The sequence below is a fragment of the Mesorhizobium waitakense genome, from assembly GCF_056431085.1.
Window position 1 is genome coordinate 40,916 of record NZ_JBWKME010000115.1, and the last position, 18,411, is coordinate 59,326.

The window sequence follows — 18,411 nt, forward strand, 5'->3', positions numbered from 1 at the left end:
CCTATCCAGGTCTTTGGGGCCGCGGTTCTGCATCTTGCTCCATCCCGATGGAATCAGGACGGAATTCTATCTCAGTGTTTGAACATGATCCTTTCCGAAAACCGGTACCCAGTTTTCGGGATCATACTCCCAGGACTAATCCAGATCCGCCACCGCTTCACCCGCACCGCCTTCGATGCGCTGCGACAAGGAGGCTTCCATGAAATCGTCGAGGTCGCCATCGAGCACGCTCGACGGGCTGGTGCTCTCGACGCCGGTGCGAAGATCCTTCACCAACTGGTAGGGCTGCAGCACATAGGAGCGGATCTGGTGACCCCAGCCGATATCGCTCTTCGACGCTTCGGTAGCGTTGGCAACCGCCTCGCGCTTCTTCAGCTCTTCCTCGTAGAGGCGCGAGCGCAGCATCTCCCAGGCCTTGGCCTTGTTCTTGTGCTGCGACCGTTCGGCCTGGCAGGCGACCGCGATGCCGGTGGCAAGGTGTGTGATGCGCACCGCCGAATCGGTGGTGTTGACGTGCTGGCCGCCCGAGCCGGACGAGCGATAGGTGTCGATGCGGACATCGGATTCGGACACGTCGATCTCGATCGTGTCGTCGATGACCGGATAGACCCAGATGCTGGCGAACGATGTGTGACGGCGCGCATTGCTGTCATAGGGCGAAATGCGCACCAGGCGATGAACGCCCGATTCCGTCTTCAGCCAGCCATAGGCGTTGTGGCCCTTGATCAGCAGCGTGGCGGACTTGATGCCAGCCTCTTCGCCGTCATGCACTTCCAGCACCTCAACCTTGAAGCGGCGCCGCTCGGCCCAGCGCGTGTACATACGCAAAAGCATCGAGGCCCAGTCCTGGCTTTCGGTGCCACCTGCGCCGGCATGGACTTCGAGGTAGGTATCGTTGGCGTCGGCCTCGCCCGACAGCAGCGTCTCGACCTGGCGGGCCTTCGCTTCGCCCTGCATCGAACGGAGCGCGGCTTCCGCCTCGGCGATGACGCCCTCGTCGCCCTCTTCCTCACCGAGTTCGATCAGCCCGATATTGTCTTCCAGCGCCTGCGTCAGGCCTTTCACCGAGGCGATGCCTTCCTCGAGGCCCTGCCGTTCGCGCATCAACTTCTGCGCTTCCAGCGGTTCGTTCCAGAGGCTGGCGTCCTCGGCGCGCACGTTGAGGTATTCAAGCCGCTTTATGGCCTGATCCCAGTCAAAGATGCCTCCTCAGCAGGGTAATCGCCTGCCTGATCTCGTCGACAATATTCTGCGTTTCCGCGCGCATGGCTGGCTGTTCTGTCCTGTTTGATGAAATCGGTCGGCGCGATACATAGGGAGGCCGCCGTCGGCTGTAAAGCAAAATGGGCCGGCGCAAGGCCAGCCCATCCGCTCATGAAAATCGTCAGTAGAGGCCGCCGCCGCCGGACTGGATGGCCTGGTTGGCCTGCGGCGACAGTGCACCGCCGGTGGCATTGGAGCCGTCGGCGCCCATGCCGATCACCCAATAGCTGTCGGCAGGCCCGGTACCCGGCTTGAAGGCTTCGATGATGGTGCCGGGATCGCCCGAAGCGGCACGCATGCCGGTCTTGCGATTGATGGCGATCAGATTCATGCCTTCCGGCACCTTGAAGTCGACATTGGGCGTGCCATCCAGCGCCACCCGCATGAAGTCCTTGAAGATAGGTGCCGCGAGACCACCACCGGTAGCGCCATGGCCAAGGCCGCGCGGCGTGTCGTAGCCCATATAGAGGCCAACGACGAGGTTGGGCGTAAAACCGATGAACCAGGCGTCCTTTTCGTCGTTCGTCGTCCCGGTCTTGCCGGCGATGTGGCGGCCGAGTTCGCCGATGGTGGCGCCGGTGCCGCGTTGCACGACACCTTCCATCATCGACGTGATCTGATAGGCGGTCATCGGATCGAGCACCTGCTCGGAATTGTCGACCAGTTCCGGTTCCGGCTGGTTCTGCCATTCGGGCGCATTGCAGCCCTGGCAGCCACGTTCGTCCTGCTTGAACACCGTCTTGCCGTAGCGGTCCTGGATGCGGTCGATCAGCGACGGCTTGATCGACTTGCCGCCGTTGGCCATGATCGAATAGGCCGACACCATGCGCATCACGGTCGTTTCGCCGGAGCCCAGCGCCATCGGCAGATACGGCGCCAGATGGTCGTAGACACCAAAACGCTCGGCATACTCGACGACCAGCTTCATGCCCATGTCGTTGGCAAGCCGCACCGTCATCAAATTGCGCGACTTCTCGATGCCGGAGCGCAATGTCGCCGGACCAGCAACGGTGCCGTCATAGTTCTTTGGCGTCCAGGTCGTGTTGCCGCTCTGGATGGTGATCGGCCCGTCCATGATCACCGAGGCCGGCGTATAGCCATTGTCGAGCGCGGCCGAATAGACGATCGGCTTGAACGAGGAGCCTGGCTGGCGCATGGCTTGCGTCGCGCGATTGAATTCGGACTGCGCGTAGGAGAAACCGCCGACCATGGCCAGCACGCGGCCGGTATGCGGATCCATGGCGATCAGGCCGCCCTCCACCTCGGGAACCTGGCGCAGGCTGTAGGCGCCATCGGCGCCATCGTTCTTCTGCACGAAGATGACGTCGCCCGGCTTCAACACGTCCGCCGGCGACTTGGCCTTGACGGTCTTGCCGTCGACCAGATGGCGCATGGCGAAACCCATGTCGTCCTTGCTGACGGTGCCTTCGACGCGTTCCTTGACGATCTCGCCCGACGCCTGGCGCGCCGGCTGAAGGCCGATCGACAGGCCGGTCTCCGAACTGTCTAGCACTACGGCCAGCGACCATTCGGGGACATCCTCCAGCCCCTTGACGTTGCCCAGCGGCACGCCCCAGTCGCCGGACACGTCGATGGTCGTCACCGGTCCGCGATAACCGCGCAGCGTGTCGTATTTCATCAACCCGTTCTGCATCGCCTTGCGGGCAATCAGCTGAACCTTCGGATCAAGCGTCGTGCGGACGGAAAGGCCGCCTTCGTAAAGCGCATTCTCGCCGTAACGGGCGATGATCTGGCGGCGCACCTCTTCAGTGAAGTACTCGCCGGCGAAAAGATAGGTGCCGTTGCGGCGCGGCGTCACGCCCAGCGGCTCGGCCTTGGCCTTGGCGCCTTCCTCACGCGTCACGTAGCCATTCTCGACCATCTGGTCGATGACCCAGTTGCGGCGCTCCAGCGCGCGATCGGCATGCTTGAAGGGATGGTAGTTGTTCGGCCCCTTCGGCAGCGAAGCCAAATAGGCGGCCTCGGCCACGGTCAGCTCGTTGACCGACTTGTCGAAATAGGTCAGCGCCGCACCGGCGACGCCATAGGCTCCGAAGCCGAAGAAGATTTCGTTGAGGTAGAGCTCGAGAATACGATCCTTGGGATAGGCCTGCTCGATGCGGAAGGCGAGGATCATCTCCTTGATCTTGCGCTCATAGGTCTGGTCCGAGGACAACAGGAAGTTCTTCGCCACCTGCTGGGTGATCGTCGAGGCGCCGACCTGGCGCTTGCCTGAGCCAAAATTCTGCAGGTTGACGATGATGGCGCGGCCAAGGCCGGTCACGTCGATGCCGGGGTGGTTGTAGAAGTTCTTGTCTTCGGCGGACAGGAAGGCCGCCTTGACGCGATCCGGTATGGCCTGGATCGGCAGGTACAGGCGCCGCTCACGGGCATATTCGGCCATCAGCGCGCCGTCCGACGCATGAATGCGGGTGGTCACCGGCGGCTCGTATTTGGCCAGCACCTCGTAGTCGGGCAGGTCCTTCGACAAATGGCCGATGTAGATCGCAACGCCCGCCGCGACCAAAAGGGCCAGCGTCGTGCCGATGCCGAAAAAATAGCCAATGAGACGAATCATACCCGCTCCAGTCCTTGGTTCGGGAATTTCCTAAACGAAGCCGCCTTCCGCGCAAGCTTTCGAGCCGGTCCCAATCCGCAATCGAAAACTCATGTCGCCACCATGTGGACAAAATACGGCAATGCCTGAATTCGTGACCGCAGGCCGTAAATAAAGGCAACAGCTGTTGTCGCCGCGCAACGCTGCCCCTGGTTGTGGGCGACGCGGAGCATGTCAGCCTCCGGTTCCGGCTCCGGTCTTGGCTGACGCGAAAAGCGCGACGGCATTGGTTATACTCTGAGCCGCCTTGCCGCGCCAGTCGGCGTTGAGCAGCTGCGCCTCGTCCTTGGCATTTGAGAGATAACCCAGTTCGACCAGCACGGATGGCACGTCGGGTGCTTTCAGCACCTTGAACCCCGCCGAACGCTGCGGATTGTTGATGAGGCCGACGCTGGTCGAAAGCTGGCCGACCAGCGTGTGGGCGAAGCTCATCGAGAAATTGTGCGTTTCGCGGCGGATCAGGTCGATCAGGATGTCGGTGACTTCCTTGCTGTCGTTCTTGATTTCCATGCCGGCGAACTGGTCGGAGAGATTTTCGCGGTCGGCAAGCGCCTGCGCCTCGGGATCCGAAGCTTTGTCGGAAACGGTGTAGACGGTGGCGCCGCGAATGCCTTTGACACTGATTGTGTCGGCATGGATGGAAATCAGCAGATCGGCCTCGTGCTGCCGGGCAATGCGCACGCGATCATCCAGCCGCAGGAACTCGTCGGTATCGCGCGTCATGAACACATCGTAGTTACCGACGGCCGCCAGCTTGTCGCGCAACTCGGTGGCGAAGGCGAGCGTGACGTTCTTCTCGATGGTGCCGTTCAGGCCCTCGGCGCCGCCGTCGATGCCGCCATGGCCTGGATCGATGACGACAGTGAAGCGATGGCCCGGATTGGACACCGGTCCGGTACCGACCCGCGCTCCCTTGTCGGTCGAGACCGTCGATCCGGTGGTCAGCGCCTGATTGGCAAGTGCCGCGTCGAACTCGCGAGCGGAGGCTGCGGAGATATCGATGGCGATGCGGTAGCCGGTTCCGTCCTCGTTCTTGAGCACATCGAGCTTGTCGACGGCGAACGGTCCCTTGCCGGTGAGGATCAGCCGCGAAACGCCCTCGCCGAGCGCGCCCAGGCGCACGCCCCTGACCAGGCCGCGCGCCTTCAAGTCCTTGGCGTTGATGGCGAATCGCGTATTCGCAAGATCGATGACAAGGCGATTGGGACCGCGCAGCAGGAACCATTTGACATCGGGTTCGCGGTCGAAATCCATGACGATGCGCATCTTGGTGGCATCGCCCGCCATCTTGTAGCCTTTTGCCACCAGAGGCGCGTCGGCGGCATTGGCAACGGAGGACGAGGCAGAACAGATCACCAGCAACAGCAAGAGGCAGAAGGCACCGATGATCCGGCCGCCAACACGACATCCCTTGTCTGTGAAGTCTGCCAGTCCCATCTGTCTTCCAGTCGCTCCCGGTTTGGCGCCAGGCGCCCGTCGTTTCGTCGAAGTGCCGGTCAGGCCGCGAACTCGATTAACGATTGGTATCCAGAGAAGGTTAACCAAGCCTTTTCATGCAAGGGTCGGAGCCTGTTCTTACGTTACGGAACTGCTTTTTGCCGGCATCGGAAATCGGGGTTGCCTTCCACCCCGCCAAATCATAAAAGCGATACTGGATCACTGCAATCCTGGAACCGCCCTCCTCCGCAGCTTCCTGCTACAGGGTTAGATGAAAGGCGGCTCCTTTCGCTTCATGCGAAAAGGGTTCAGGTGATCGCGACGAAATTTCGCAGGTGTGCGCCCGTGGCGGGGGAATCGCCTGCGTGAGGAAAACGGCCGGGTTTGTTCCCGCGCCGGCTCTGTATGAGCAAACAAGCTGGTCCGGTTCGTCCGGGCTTTGGTTCAAAAGGTTCTGCTGGTGACGATGGCTTCAAGCGCAATCATGGAAAGGTCCGCATCAAACCGCGCCAATATGGCTGCGGGCGGCACCGCCATGGCGCTCAAGCGGCGGCCGGCGGACGTTCAATTATCCGGCACCCACACTCCAGACACGCAGCAGCGGGCTTTGCCTCGCAAGCTGCGGCTGACGGCTGCCGGGGGGAAACGAAATAATGCCCAACAAAATGCTGATAGACGCCTCCCACCCGGAGGAAACACGCGTTGTCGTCGTTCGCGGCAACCGTATTGAAGAATTCGACTTTGAATCCCAGGACAAGAAGCAGCTCAAAGGAAACATCTACCTAGCCCGCGTAACGCGCGTAGAGCCCTCCCTTCAGGCAGCCTTTGTCGAATATGGCGGCAACCGTCACGGTTTTCTCGCCTTCAGTGAAATACACCCCGACTACTACCAGATTCCGGTCGCCGACCGTCAGGCACTGCTGCGCGCCGAAGCGCAGGAGGCCGAAGACGAGGAGGACGAGGATGGCGACGGCGATGATCGCCAGAGCCGCGATCGCGGGCGGCGCGGACGCCGGCGCGGTGGCAAAAGCCGCGACCGTGGTGAACACAGGCGCGACGCAGGCGCGACTGGCGAGGGCGAAGGCTCCGGCGAGGCAAGCGAAGGTGGCGATAATGGCGGCGATGTCGTTGTCGAGGAGATCTCTCACACTTCCGAGATCATCGAACACGCGGCCGATACGTCCGAACATGTCGATACGCCCGAACATGCCGATGCGTCCGGGCATGACGAAGGTTCTGCCGAGCAGGACGAAACCGAAACGCGCAACGGCGGCCCGACGTCGATCGCCGCCTCGGTCGAAGCCGATGTGATTTCCGAAGCCGTCCCGCAAGCGGAAGGCAGCGAGGCGCCGTCAGGCGACAATGATCGCGGCATGCTCGAGGAGGTGCAATCCTCGCACCCGGACGACCACGAGGTCGAATCGGTCGGCGCCGAGGATGCGCTGGAAGAAGTGCGCAACCGCCGCAAGCCGGTGCGCCGCCAGTACAAGATCCAGGAAGTGATCAAGCGCCGCCAGATCCTGCTGGTGCAGGTCGTCAAGGAAGAGCGCGGCAACAAGGGCGCTGCCCTCACCACTTACCTGTCGCTTGCCGGACGCTATTCGGTGCTGATGCCGAACACGGCGCGCGGCGGTGGCATTTCGCGCAAGATCACCAGCGCGGTCGACCGCAAGCGCCTCAAGGAGGTCGTTGCCGATCTCGAAGTACCGCAGGGCATGGGCGTCATCCTGCGCACCGCCGGCGAGAGCCGCACCAAGGCCGAGATCAAGCGCGACTACGAGTATCTGATGCGGCTTTGGGAAAATGTCCGCAGTCTCACCTTGCAATCGACGGCCCCTGCCCTGGTCTATGAGGAAGGCAGCCTGATCAAGCGTTCGGTGCGCGACCTCTACAATAAGGATATCGACGAGATCCTTGTCTCCGGCGAGGAAGGCTACCGCGAAGCCAAGGACTTCATGCGCATGCTCATGCCGAGCCACGCCAAAGTGGTTCAGCCGTTCCGCGACACGACGCCGATCTTCGTGCGCAATGGCATCGAGGCGCAACTCGACCGCATGCTGCAGCCGCAGGTGACGCTGAAGAGCGGCGGCTACATCATCATCAACCAGACCGAGGCTCTGGTCGCCATCGACGTCAATTCGGGCCGTTCCACCAAGGAGCACTCGATCGAGGACACCGCGCTCCACACCAATCTGGAAGCGGCCGAGGAAGTCGCCCGCCAGCTCAGGCTGCGCGATCTCGCCGGCTTGATCGTCATCGACTTCATCGACATGGAGGAGAACCGCAACAACCGCTCCGTTGAGAAGCGGTTGAAGGATCACCTCAAGAACGACCGTGCGCGCATTCAGGTCGGCCGCATCTCGCATTTCGGCCTGATGGAGATGTCACGCCAGCGCATCCGCGCCAGCGTGCTGGAATCGACCATGAAGCCCTGCCCGCATTGCGGCGGCACTGGCCATGTGCGGTCCGATTCGTCGGTCGCGCTGATGGTGGTGCGGGCGATCGAGGAATTCCTGCTGAAGGATTCGCGCAGCCACATCACGGTGCGGACGCCGGCGGCGACCGCACTCTATGTGCTCAACCACAAGCGCGGCACGCTGGTGGAACTGGAAAGCCGCTTCGGCCTGACAATCACAGTCGAGGCAGACGATTCGGTAGGCGCGCAGCATTATGCGATCTTCCGCGGCGCGCTGGCGGAAAAGCCGGAAGGCTTTGTCGAGGTGCGTAGCCTGCCGGCCTATGTCGAACCGGATGAGCCCGAGGACGAGATCGTCGTCATCGAGGAAGACGACGAGGCGCCGGTACAGGCCGAACAGCCACGCCAGCAGCAGCCGCAGCAACAACAGCCACGGCCTGCCGCCGGTGGCGAAGAAGGCGAAGGCCGCGACCGCAAGCGCCGCAAGCGCCGGCGGCGTCGTGGCGGCAAGGACCGCGACCGCGAACACGGCGCACCCGCGGACGGATCTTCCGTCTCCGCACCGGTCGCTGAGTTCTCCGGCTCGGCAGCCACTGCCAGCGACGGCGACGCGGAAACAGACGACGACGCTCCTCTCGGTGTTGCCGAGACGTCCGAAACGGTTGAGGCATCGGATGAAGGCCAAGGCAAGAAGCGCCGGCGCGGCAAGCGCGGCGGCAAGCGCAATCGCCGCGAAGACGGTGAAGGCGAAGCCGAGGCAAACGCTGGCGAAACGGTCGAAGCACTCGACCGCGAAGTGGCGGAAAGCGTGGCGGTCTCCAGCGAGCCGGTAGCTGCCGCACCGGCCGAGGAGCCGGTGGCGCTTGCTCCGGCCAATGACGACGCGCCGAGCACGGAAAAGCCGAAGAAGCCACGTCGTGCCGCCAAGCCGAAGAAGGCCGCGGTCGAGGTCGTCGCCGAGGCGCCGACTGCCGAAGCGGTCGCGGAGGCACCGGCCGAGACGCCGGCCACGGCGTCCGACGAGGCAGCGGCAGCGACTGTCGAGGAGGCGCCGAAGGTCCGCCCGTCACGGCGCAAGCCGGCGGCCGTGGATGCGCCGGTCGTGCCGGTGGTGTCTTCGACGGTTGCCGACGAACCGGCGGCCAAGACCGAGGACAAGCCGAAGCGCGCCGGATGGTGGCAGCGGAAAGGCTTTTTCTAAGCCTTTCAGCCGCTTGACTTGATTTCTTGACAAAAAAAATCCCGCGCCGCTCGAAAGACTGCGCGGGATTTTTCATATCTGCGGATCGCTAACGCTGAAGCAACTTCAGTGTGAAACGGTTTCCGCCCGGAGTTGTGTCAAACAAAGAGACGGAGCAGCTCTGCGTTTCCGTGAAACCGATCAACCGCTTTACGGCGCGAAGATCGACCAGTTCATCATTCTGGCCAGCTTTTCCAGCGCGATCGAGCCCAGCTTGGAATTGCCGTTGGCATTGAGGCCAGGCGACCAGACGGCGAGCGAGGCTACGCCCGGCACGATGCCCAGTATGCCGCCGCCGACGCCGCTCTTGCCGGGAATGCCGACGCGGAAGGCAAAGTCGCCCGAGCCGTCATAATGGCCGCAGGTCAGCATCATGGCGCCGATGCGGCGCGCCCGCTCGGCCGACACAACGGAATGCCCGGTCGCCGGGTTCTTGCCGCCATTGGCGAGGAAGCGGCCGGCGAGCGCGAGCTGCCGGCAACTCATGGCGATAGCGCAGTGGTGGAAATAGACACCCAGCGCCAGTTCCGGCGCATGGTTGAGATTGCCAAAGGATTTCATGTAGTTGGCAAGCGCGAAGTTGCGATAGCCGGTGGCGCGTTCGGAGGCCGCGACCTCGCGGTCGATGATGATGGTCTCGTCGTCGGCCAAGAACTGGATGAAACGCAGGATTTCGCCGATCGCCTCGCGCGGCTGGTGGCCGGCAAGCAGGATATCGGAAACGACGATGGCGCCGGCATTGATGAACGGATTGCGCGGGATGCCGTTCTCATGTTCGAGCTGGACGATCGAGTTGAACGGATTGCCCGACGGCTCGCGTCCGACCCGCTGCCACAGCGCATCGCCGACATTGCCGAGCGCCAGCGTCAGGGTGAACACTTTCGAGATGCTCTGGATCGAAAAAGCCTGATCGGCGTCACCCGCCATCAGCACGCGGCCGTCATTGGTGACGGCGGCAATGCCGAACTTCTTGGGGTCGACCTTGCCGAGCTGCGGAATGTAGGTGGCAACAGCGCCGCGATCGGTGCGTTCGGCCATTTCGGCGGCGACTTCGGCCAATGCCTGATCAAGTTTGGGGGCCTGTTCGAGTTCTGGCATGGTGCTACCTCAACCAGCGTTCAATGCGAGCCATCGCCTCGACCATGTCGTCATGGCTGCCGGCATAGGAGAAACGCATCGTGCGGTGCCCCGCCTGGGTGTCGAAGTCGCGGCCTGGCGTCGCCGCGACATGCGCCTGCGCCAGCATCTTTCGTGCGAAGGCCATGCTGTCGTTGGTGTGCCTGGTGACATCGCAAAAGGCATAGAAGGCGCCGTCCATCGGTGCCGCCAGCGGAAAGCCGAGTTCCGGCAGGCGTTTCATCAAGAGCTCGCGATTCCAGGCGTAGCGGCCTTTCACCGCTTCCAGCTCCTCAGTCGCCTTGAACGCCTCGATCGCGGCGATCTGCGACAGTTCCGGCGGCGAGATGTAGAGGCTCTGGGCGACGCGCTCGACCGGCCGCACCAGCTCTTCGGGCAACACCATCCAGCCGATACGCCAGCCGGTCATGCAGTAATATTTCGAGAACGAGTTGATCACCGTCACGTCGCCGCCATAGGCAAGTGAGGTGGTGTCGGGGGCGGCATAGGCCAGCCGATGATAGATCTCGTCGGAGATGACGGCGATGCCAAGCTCCTGCGCCGTCCTCACCAGGGCCGCCAGCTCATCGGCCGGTATGACCGCGCCAGTCGGGTTGGCCGGGCTTGCAAACAGCACGCCTTTCAGCGGCTTTTCACGATGCGCGGTTTCCAGATGACCGGCATGCAGGTAGGCGGCGTCGCCGAGTTCGATCTCGACCACGTCGATGCCGAGCGCGGCCATGATGTTGCGATAGGCGGGATAGCCGGGCGCGGCGATGGCGACGCGGTCGCCCGGATCGAACATCGCCAGGAAGGCAAGGTTGAAGGCGGCCGACGATCCGGTGGTCACCGCGATCCGGCTCGGTGGAATATCGAGGCCATAGTGATCGGCGTAGTGTTCGGCGATCGCCTTGCGCAGCGCGGCGAGGCCGAGCGTGTCGGTGTAGCCGATGCGTCCGTCCTGCAAGGCCTTGGCCGCCGCCGCGCGAACGCCGATCGGCGCAGGGTCGGAGGGCTGGCCGACGGCCATGGAAACAACCGGCACGCCCTGGGCCTTCAGGCGGTTTGCCTCGGCCAGAATGTCCATGGCATGGAAGGGCTCGACATTGCCACGACGTGAGAGCGAAACGACCATTTAACCAGTATTCCCGATGGTTGAAGGCGCCAAACTCGGGCGCATGCGCCGCACAAATGCCCGATTGATGTGAGGATCACAAGTTGAGGAAGTTTCCGGCGCCGACTTTTCATCTTTGGCCCGCTCGTCTACCAGTGGAACCATCATGTTGAGCCGACCCAGATCGACGATTGCCCGGACAGCGCGCGTCTTTGCGACGCTTTCGCTTGGCGTTGCCATCGCGTTGGCGGATTCGGTCAGCGCCTTCGCCCAGAACGTGCCTGTGGTACGCGACGCCGAGATCGAGGCGCTGGTGCGCGATTATGCGCGGCCGATCTTCAAGGCGGCAGGACTGGCGAACGACGGCATCGACATCGTGCTGGTCAACGACCAGAGTTTCAACGCATTCGTCACCGGGCGCCGGCTGTTCATCAACACCGGCGCGCTGATGACGGCCGAGACACCCAACGAGATCATCGGCGTCATTGCCCACGAAGCCGGCCATATCGCCGGCGGCCACCAGCAGAAGCTGCGCGAACAGCTCGAACGTGCCAAGACCATGGCCATCATCGCCACATTGCTAGGCGCAGGCGCCATGGTCGCCGGTGCCACCACCAACAGCCGCGGCCTTGCCGGCGCCGGTATCGGCATGGCGGCGGGCGGCGGCGAGATGGCGCAGCGAAGCATCCTCGCCTATCAGCGCACCGAGGAGATTACCGCCGACCGCTCGGCGATCACTTATCTCAACGCCACCGGGCAGTCCGGCATGGGCATGCTGAAGACGTTCCACCGTTTCCAGACGGCGCTGTCGCTGTCGGGCGCCCAGGTCGATCCCTACCGGATCAGCCATCCGATGCCGCAGGACCGCATCGCCAATCTCGAAGTGCTGGTGAAACAGAGCCCCAATGTCGACAAGGTCGACCCGCCGGCGCTGCAGCAGCGGCACGACATGATGCGCATGAAGATCGCCGTCTATATGGAAGGCCAAGCGGGGTTGGCGCGGCTGATGCGCAAGATGCCCGGCAGCCTTGCCGCACAATATGGCGATGCCGAGTCGACGTACCTGTTCGGCAACATAGCCACCGCGCTCGCCAAGACCAATGCACTGATCAAGGCGCAGCCGAAGAATGCATATTTCCAGGAACTGCGCGGCGACATCCTGATGAAGGCGAACAGGCCCAAGGAGGCCGCGGATGCCTATGCCAAGGCGGTCAGCCTCGACCCGGCGCGGTCGGGATTGCTGCCTGTCTCCCTTGGCCAGGCGCTGATGGCCGTCGGTACGCCTGAATCCCTCAAGAAAGCCGTCGTGCAGATCAACAATGGTCTGCAGCGAGACAAGGAAAATGCGGCCGGTTACCGCTACCTTGCACAGGCCTATGGCGAACTGGGTGACATACCGGGCGCAGAACTTGCCACCGCCGAAGGTCATTTCTATTCCGGCAACTATAAGGATGCTAAGATCTTCGCCATGCGGGCACAGCAGCAGATGAAGCGCGGCGAACCGCGCTGGCTTCGCGCCCAAGACATCATAAACTACGCACCATCGACCAAGATCAAGTGAACCTTCCGGCGGCGCGCTGCGACACAGTCAGACGAACGGGCCGGAAAAACAGGTAGAAGGAACAGGAACGATGAAAAAGGCACTGCTGCTGGGCACCACGGGGGCCGTGGCCGCCCTGGCCATGCTGGCTTTCGGATTCGTGGCCGGAAACCCACAGATTGCCAAGGCCGGTACGGCGCAGCCGGCCCAGACGGCAGCGGCCGACACCAAGATCGACCGCACCGAGGTCGAAGGCATCATCCGCGACTATCTGTTGAAGAACCCGGAAGTGCTTCTGGAGGTTCAGGACGCGCTCGAAGCCAAGCAGAAGGAAGAGCAGCGCATCGCCCATATGGGTGTCATCAAGGATGCCAAGGACCAGATCTTCAACTCGGCCTTCGACGGCGTCGTCGGCAACCCGAACGGCAAGGTCACCATCGTCGAGTTCTACGACTACAATTGCGGCTTCTGCAAACGCGCCATCGACGACATGCGAGCGCTGACCAAGTCCGATCCGGACCTGCGCTTCGTGCTCAAGGAATTCCCGATCCTCGGACCGGATTCGCAAAAGGCGAGCGTGGTTTCGATGGCGTTCCACCTGATGAAGCCGGAAAAGTATGGCGAGTTCCACAACGCACTGCTCGGCGGCCAGGGACGCGCCACCGAGGCGGCGGCGATCAAGATCGCGCTTTCGCTCGGCGCCGACGAGGCGACGCTGCGCGAGAAGATGAAGGACCCGTCGATCAACGAGGCCTTCTCCAAGACCTACGATCTTGCCAACAAGCTGGCGATCACCGGAACGCCGTCCTATGTTGTCGGCAACGAGGTCGTGTTCGGGGCGCTTGGACAGGAAGTGCTGGCTGAAAAGATCGAGGCGGCGAAAGCCGCGCTCTGATCTTGCTCACGAGCGCATTCTCACGGGCACATTCCGCGCGTTGTGGACAGTGAAAGAACGCACTTGCGCTCTTTTCGCAGGCGTCTATGCCCATTATAGAGGGCCCAGCGCGCCGGCTTGATGTCGGCGCCGGGAAAGGTCGGCTTTTTTGAAAACGGTTTTCGTCCTGAACGGTCCCAATCTCAACGCGCTCGGCAAGCGCGAGCCGGGCATCTATGGCGGCAAGACGCTTGCCGCGATCGCCGAGGACTGCAAACAGGCCGGCACAGCACTTGGGCTCGAGATCGATTTCCGCCAGTCGAATCACGAGGGTGACCTTGTCGACTGGATTCAGGAAGCTGGCGACAAGGCCGCCGGCATCGTCATCAATCCAGGCGCCTACAGCCACACCTCGATCGCCATCCACGACGCCATCCGCGCCATCGCGCCGCTGCCCGTCGCTGAAGTCCATCTTTCCAACATCCATGCGCGGGAACCATTCCGCCACGTGTCCATGGTCGCGCCGGTTGCCGTCGGCATGATCTGTGGCTTTGGGCCGCTCGGCTACACGCTGGCCCTGCAGGCGCTGGCCGCACGCCTATGACCGGCCAACAAACAGAAGGCTCGAAAATGTCGATAAAGAAGACCGGTGTTGACCAGCAGCTGATCCGCGATCTGGCGGGCATACTGAACGACACCAACCTCACCGAGATCGAGGTTGAACTGGGCGACCTGAAGGTGCGTGTCTCGCGGCAGGCACCGGCCGTGCACGCGATCGCGGCACCGCAGCCGGCCTATGCACCGTCATCCGCCCAGCCCATTGCCGCGGCAGCCCCGGCAGTGGTCGACGTGGCGAAGAACGCGGTCACCTCGCCGATGGTCGGGACCGCCTATCTGGCGCCATCCCCCGACGCCAAGGCGTTCATCGAAGTCGGCCAGAAGGTCAAGGAAGGCCAGACGCTGCTGATCATCGAGGCGATGAAGACGATGAACCAGATTCCTTCGCCGCGTTCCGGCACGGTGACGGCGATCCTGTTCGAGGATGCGACGCCGGTCGAATACGGCATGCCGCTCGTCGTGATCGAGTAGAGCGGGCCGGATGTTCCAGAAGATCCTCATCGCCAATCGCGGCGAAATCGCGCTTCGGGTGCTGCGCGCCTGCAAGGAACTCGGCATCCAGACGGTGGTGGTGCATTCGACCGCCGACGCCGATGCCATGCATGTTCGGCTCGCCGACGAAAGCGTCTGCATCGGGCCGCCGCCATCGCGCGACAGCTACCTCAACATCCATCAGATCGTCGCTGCCTGCGAGATCACCGGCGCCGATGCGGTGCATCCGGGCTATGGCTTCCTGTCGGAAAACGCCAAGTTCGCGGACATCCTGGCCGCCCACAACATCACTTTCATCGGCCCGTCCGGCGACCATATCCGCATCATGGGCGACAAGATCGAGGCCAAGCGCACCGCAAAACGGCTCGGCATTCCGGTAGTGCCCGGTTCGGATGGTGCGGTCACCGATGAAAAAGAGGCCAAGCGCATTGCCGGCGAGATCGGCTATCCCGTGATCATCAAGGCGTCGGCCGGCGGCGGCGGACGCGGCATGAAGGTGGCGCATACCGAAGCCGACCTCGAGGTCGCCCTGCAGACGGCGCGCTCGGAGGCCGGTGCCGCCTTCGGCGACGATGCCGTCTACATCGAGAAATACCTGGAGAAGCCGCGCCACATCGAGGTGCAGGTGTTCGGTGACGGTTTTGGCCGCGGCGTGCATTTCGGCGAGCGCGATTGTTCGCTGCAGCGCCGCCACCAGAAGGTCTGGGAAGAGGCGCCCTCGCCGGCCCTCAATGCCGAGGAGCGTGCGCGCATCGGCGGCGTCTGCGCCAAGGCGATCGCCGACCTCGGCTATTCAGGCGCCGGCACGATCGAGTTCCTCTACGAGAATGGCGAGTTCTATTTCATCGAGATGAACACGCGCCTGCAGGTCGAGCATCCGGTGACCGAAGCGATCACCGGCATCGACCTCGTGCACGAGCAGATTCGCGTGGCCTCGGGGGGCGGACTTTCGGTCAAGCAGGAAGACATCAAGTTCAACGGCCACGCCATCGAATGCCGTATAAACGCCGAGGATCCGCGCACCTTCACCCCCTCGCCCGGCACGATCACCCACTTCCATACGCCGGGCGGTCTCGGCATCCGCGTCGATTCCGGCGTTTACTCCGGCTACAAGATCCCGCCCTACTACGACAGCCTGATCGGCAAGCTGATCGTGCATGGGCGCAACCGCGTCGAGTGCATGATGCGGCTGCGGCGCGCGCTGGATGAATTCGTCGTCGACGGCATCAAGACGACGTTGCCGCTGTTTCGCGATCTCGTCGGCAATGCCGACATCGCCAATGGCGACTACGATATCCACTGGCTGGAAAAATATCTGGCCAAGGAAGAGTAGTCCGGGGACGCGATGACCCGCCCCTTCGCGCCCGGCTATCGCATCCCGACCGACCTTTTGCTCAAGGCCTACGCCTCGGGCGTGTTCCCGATGGCCGAAAGCGCCAGCGATCCGGAGGTGTTCTGGGTGCGGCCGGAAACGCGCGGCATCATCCCGCTTGACGGTTTTCACACGCCGAAAAGCCTCAGGAAAACGATCAAGAAGCACCCTTTCGACATCCGTTTCGATTTCGATTTCGAAGCGACGATCGACGGCTGCGCCGAAAGGCGCGAGGAGCGCCGCTCGACCTGGATCAATGCGCCGATCCGCGAAGCCTATGTCCAACTGCACCGGATAGGGCATTGTCATTCGGTCGAGGCATGGCGCGAGGACCGGCTGGTCGGCGGCCTCTATGGCGTATCGCTTGGACGGGTGTTCTTTGGCGAAAGCATGTTCGCCAGGGAGACGGATGCTTCCAAGACCTGCCTTTATTATCTGGTCGAGCGGCTAAAGGCGCGCGGATTCGCTCTGCTTGATACGCAGTTCACCACCGAGCACCTGAAGCGCTTCGGCGCGGTCGACGTGCCGCGCGGCAAATACGAGAAAATGCTGGCCGACGCGCTCAAGGGCGACGCCTTATTCTACCCCTGACGATCGGGCCTCTTACTTCCCGGCCGCGGCTTCCAGCGGCGTCTGCGAATGGAACATCATTTTCCAGCCGTTGACTCGATGGACGTAGCCGGTACTGACCAGCGCCGCGTAGGGCTCGCCGTTCTCACGCGTCGCATGCGCCTCGTAGGTCAGCATGACGATATCGCTGCCCGGCTCGATTATTCCCTTGAGCTCGATGTCGAGATCGCGCCAACGGTTGGGCTTGGTTGCGGTCTTGGCGAGATCGGCATTGTCCATGGCCTGTGCCATCTGCGGAAACGCCACCAGGCACTCGGTGTCGGCATTGGCCGCGTAGTAGGCCGCGTCACCCGTCCAGAACCCTTTTTCGAGTTCGAGCAATTCCGCCTTGCCGGCGGTGATCCGCTTGCTGTCTGACATCGGAATATCCTCCATGCGCATGAATGCGCGGTCGTCCGTGGTCCAACGCATGGTGGCCACGACGGTTCCAGAGGATCAGTTGGCTTCGGCGGTATCCGGTTCCGTGGTATCCGGTTCCGTGATAGCCGGTTCCGTGATAGCCGGTTCCGTGGCATCGGGCTGTACCGCGTCCGGAGTGGCGGCAGGCTTCGGCTTGGCCGCGGCAGGCTTGGACGCGTCGGCTTTGGTCGCGTCAGCCTTGGCGGCGTCGGGCGCCGGCACATCCGACTTCTGCTTGCATTCCTTTAGCCAGACGTCATAGACGGCATGTTCGACGGCGTTGAGGCCAGGGCTTTCGGCAAACATCCAGCCGGTGAAGATGCGGCGGATCTTCCGGTCGAGCGTGATCTCGTCGACCTCGACGAAGGAATCGGTCTTTGGCTCCTCGGTCTGCGGCCGCGAATAGCAGACGCGCGGCGTCACCTGCAAAGCACCGAACTGCACCGTCTCGTCGATATAGACATCGAAGGTGATGATGCGGCCGGTGATCTTGTCGATGCCGGCAAACTCGGCGATGGGATTGGTGACCCGGTCCGATCCTGCGGGCGCCGCCGGCGCCGGTGCAGCGGGCGCCGGTTCAGGCGAAGCGGCAAAGGCAGCGGTGCTGACGGCAAGACTGGCGGCTAGCGCCAGGCCGCCCGTCGATATTCGGTTAAAAAAGCTCATCTAGGGGTACCGGTGGTTCGCGCCCGGGTGATTCTGTCGATCGCCAAGGCTAGTCGCCGTTTTTTGATCAGCAAGCAGCTAAACACCAATTGTGGCGATAAAGGACCGGCCTGCACCTTGCGCCGTTACAAGTCGGGGGCCGTTACGACCCCGGTGTCCAGGCGTCGTAGTCACCCGTGACCTGCGGGCGATGCTGATTGGTCAACACTGAGCCTTTCGGGCGGTAGGCCGCCGGAGTGCCGGTCAGATTGGGCTGATGCGGCTTCTGCCAGTCGCGGGGCTTGTAGGTCTCGCTGGCCGGCGCGACATCGACACGGTGATGCATCCAGCCATGCCAGCCGGGCGGTATCGCGGAGGCTTCCGAATAATTCCGGTAGATGACCCAGCGGCGCGTGCGGCCCTCCGAATCGATGCCGCCTTCGTAATAGACATTGCCCGTCTCGTCCTGGCCGACCTTCTTGCCGTGCCGCCAGGTGTGCAGGCGCGTTCCCAGCGTCTGGCTGTTCCACCAGGTGAAAAACTGCGTAAGGAAAGTCTTCATCTCAGAACCCTCGCGCCGGCAGCGCCCGTTTCCTGCTTATGGCGTCAGGCCTTCGGGAAGGCAAGGGTTTTGCCAC

General features: G+C 62.8%; 15 protein-coding genes. 7 read left to right on the top strand and 8 right to left on the bottom strand.

Annotated elements, in window-relative coordinates; all coding sequences use genetic code 11:
• Positions 1-135: 135 nt before the first annotated feature.
• From prfB to AC07FD_RS24700, 3 genes are all read right to left on the bottom strand, one after another.
• Positions 136-1,267 (bottom strand): peptide chain release factor 2 gene (gene prfB, locus AC07FD_RS24690; RefSeq protein ID WP_477417861.1). Its coding sequence is split into 2 segments (ribosomal slippage): positions 136-1,200 and positions 1,202-1,267, totalling 1,131 coding nucleotides; the frame shifts between segments, so codons are not numbered across the junction.
• Between the two features lie 117 nt (positions 1,268-1,384).
• Entirely contained in the window at positions 1,385-3,841 is a 2,457-nt protein-coding gene (locus AC07FD_RS24695) for a penicillin-binding protein 1A (protein ID WP_477228494.1), read from the bottom strand.
• A 213-nt stretch (positions 3,842-4,054) separates the two neighbouring features.
• Positions 4,055-5,317 carry an N-acetylmuramoyl-L-alanine amidase gene (locus AC07FD_RS24700; protein WP_478351973.1) on the bottom strand — a complete coding sequence of 421 codons (1,263 nt, stop codon included), beginning with the start codon at positions 5,315-5,317 and terminating at the stop codon, positions 4,055-4,057.
• Between the two features lie 653 nt (positions 5,318-5,970).
• On the opposite strand from AC07FD_RS24700, the gene AC07FD_RS24705 reads away from it, so the two are divergent.
• A complete protein-coding gene (locus AC07FD_RS24705) occupies positions 5,971-8,934 on the top strand; it encodes an Rne/Rng family ribonuclease (protein ID WP_478351974.1) in 2,964 nt (987 codons plus the stop codon).
• A gap of 189 nt (positions 8,935-9,123) precedes the next feature.
• Here AC07FD_RS24705 and AC07FD_RS24710 read toward each other — a convergent pair whose 3' ends face one another.
• Together AC07FD_RS24710 and AC07FD_RS24715 are read right to left on the bottom strand one after the other, a co-directional pair.
• A complete protein-coding gene (locus tag AC07FD_RS24710) occupies positions 9,124-10,071 on the bottom strand; it encodes a glutaminase (RefSeq protein ID WP_478351975.1) in 948 nt (315 codons plus the stop codon).
• Positions 10,072-10,075: 4 nt separating this feature from the next.
• Positions 10,076-11,224 (bottom strand): pyridoxal phosphate-dependent aminotransferase, encoded by a 1,149-nt coding sequence (locus tag AC07FD_RS24715; protein WP_477287645.1) that lies wholly within the window; start codon positions 11,222-11,224, stop codon positions 10,076-10,078.
• 145 nt (positions 11,225-11,369) lie between these two features.
• On the opposite strand from AC07FD_RS24715, the gene AC07FD_RS24720 reads away from it, so the two are divergent.
• From AC07FD_RS24720 to aat, 6 genes are all read left to right on the top strand, one after another.
• Positions 11,370-12,764 (top strand): M48 family metalloprotease, encoded by a 1,395-nt coding sequence (locus AC07FD_RS24720; RefSeq protein ID WP_478351976.1) that lies wholly within the window; start codon positions 11,370-11,372, stop codon positions 12,762-12,764.
• Between the two features lie 70 nt (positions 12,765-12,834).
• A complete protein-coding gene (locus tag AC07FD_RS24725; protein WP_477397440.1) occupies positions 12,835-13,638 on the top strand; it encodes a DsbA family protein in 804 nt (267 codons plus the stop codon).
• Positions 13,639-13,786: 148 nt separating this feature from the next.
• Complete coding sequence (gene aroQ, locus AC07FD_RS24730; RefSeq protein WP_095090709.1) at positions 13,787-14,221, top strand: type II 3-dehydroquinate dehydratase; 435 nt, start codon at positions 13,787-13,789, stop codon at positions 14,219-14,221.
• Between the two features lie 26 nt (positions 14,222-14,247).
• Positions 14,248-14,706, top strand: coding sequence for an acetyl-CoA carboxylase biotin carboxyl carrier protein (accB, locus tag AC07FD_RS24735; RefSeq protein WP_478351977.1), 459 nt, complete (start codon positions 14,248-14,250; stop codon positions 14,704-14,706).
• Positions 14,707-14,716: 10 nt separating this feature from the next.
• Complete coding sequence (gene accC / locus AC07FD_RS24740) at positions 14,717-16,060, top strand: acetyl-CoA carboxylase biotin carboxylase subunit (RefSeq protein WP_095090710.1); 1,344 nt, start codon at positions 14,717-14,719, stop codon at positions 16,058-16,060.
• Between the two features lie 12 nt (positions 16,061-16,072).
• A complete protein-coding gene (gene aat, locus AC07FD_RS24745; RefSeq protein ID WP_478351978.1) occupies positions 16,073-16,690 on the top strand; it encodes a leucyl/phenylalanyl-tRNA--protein transferase in 618 nt (205 codons plus the stop codon).
• A 12-nt stretch (positions 16,691-16,702) separates the two neighbouring features.
• Here aat and AC07FD_RS24750 read toward each other — a convergent pair whose 3' ends face one another.
• The 3 genes from AC07FD_RS24750 to AC07FD_RS24760 all read right to left on the bottom strand — a co-directional run bounded on the left by AC07FD_RS24750 (position 16,703) and on the right by AC07FD_RS24760 (position 18,335).
• Positions 16,703-17,089, bottom strand: a complete 387-nt coding sequence (locus AC07FD_RS24750) for a hypothetical protein (RefSeq protein ID WP_095091676.1) — start codon at positions 17,087-17,089, stop codon at positions 16,703-16,705.
• Positions 17,090-17,164: 75 nt separating this feature from the next.
• Positions 17,165-17,794, bottom strand: coding sequence for a DUF2155 domain-containing protein (locus tag AC07FD_RS24755; RefSeq protein WP_478351979.1), 630 nt, complete (start codon positions 17,792-17,794; stop codon positions 17,165-17,167).
• Positions 17,795-17,936: 142 nt separating this feature from the next.
• Complete coding sequence (locus AC07FD_RS24760) at positions 17,937-18,335, bottom strand: NADH:ubiquinone oxidoreductase subunit NDUFA12 (RefSeq protein ID WP_095090713.1); 399 nt, start codon at positions 18,333-18,335, stop codon at positions 17,937-17,939.
• Positions 18,336-18,411 lie beyond the last annotated feature (76 nt).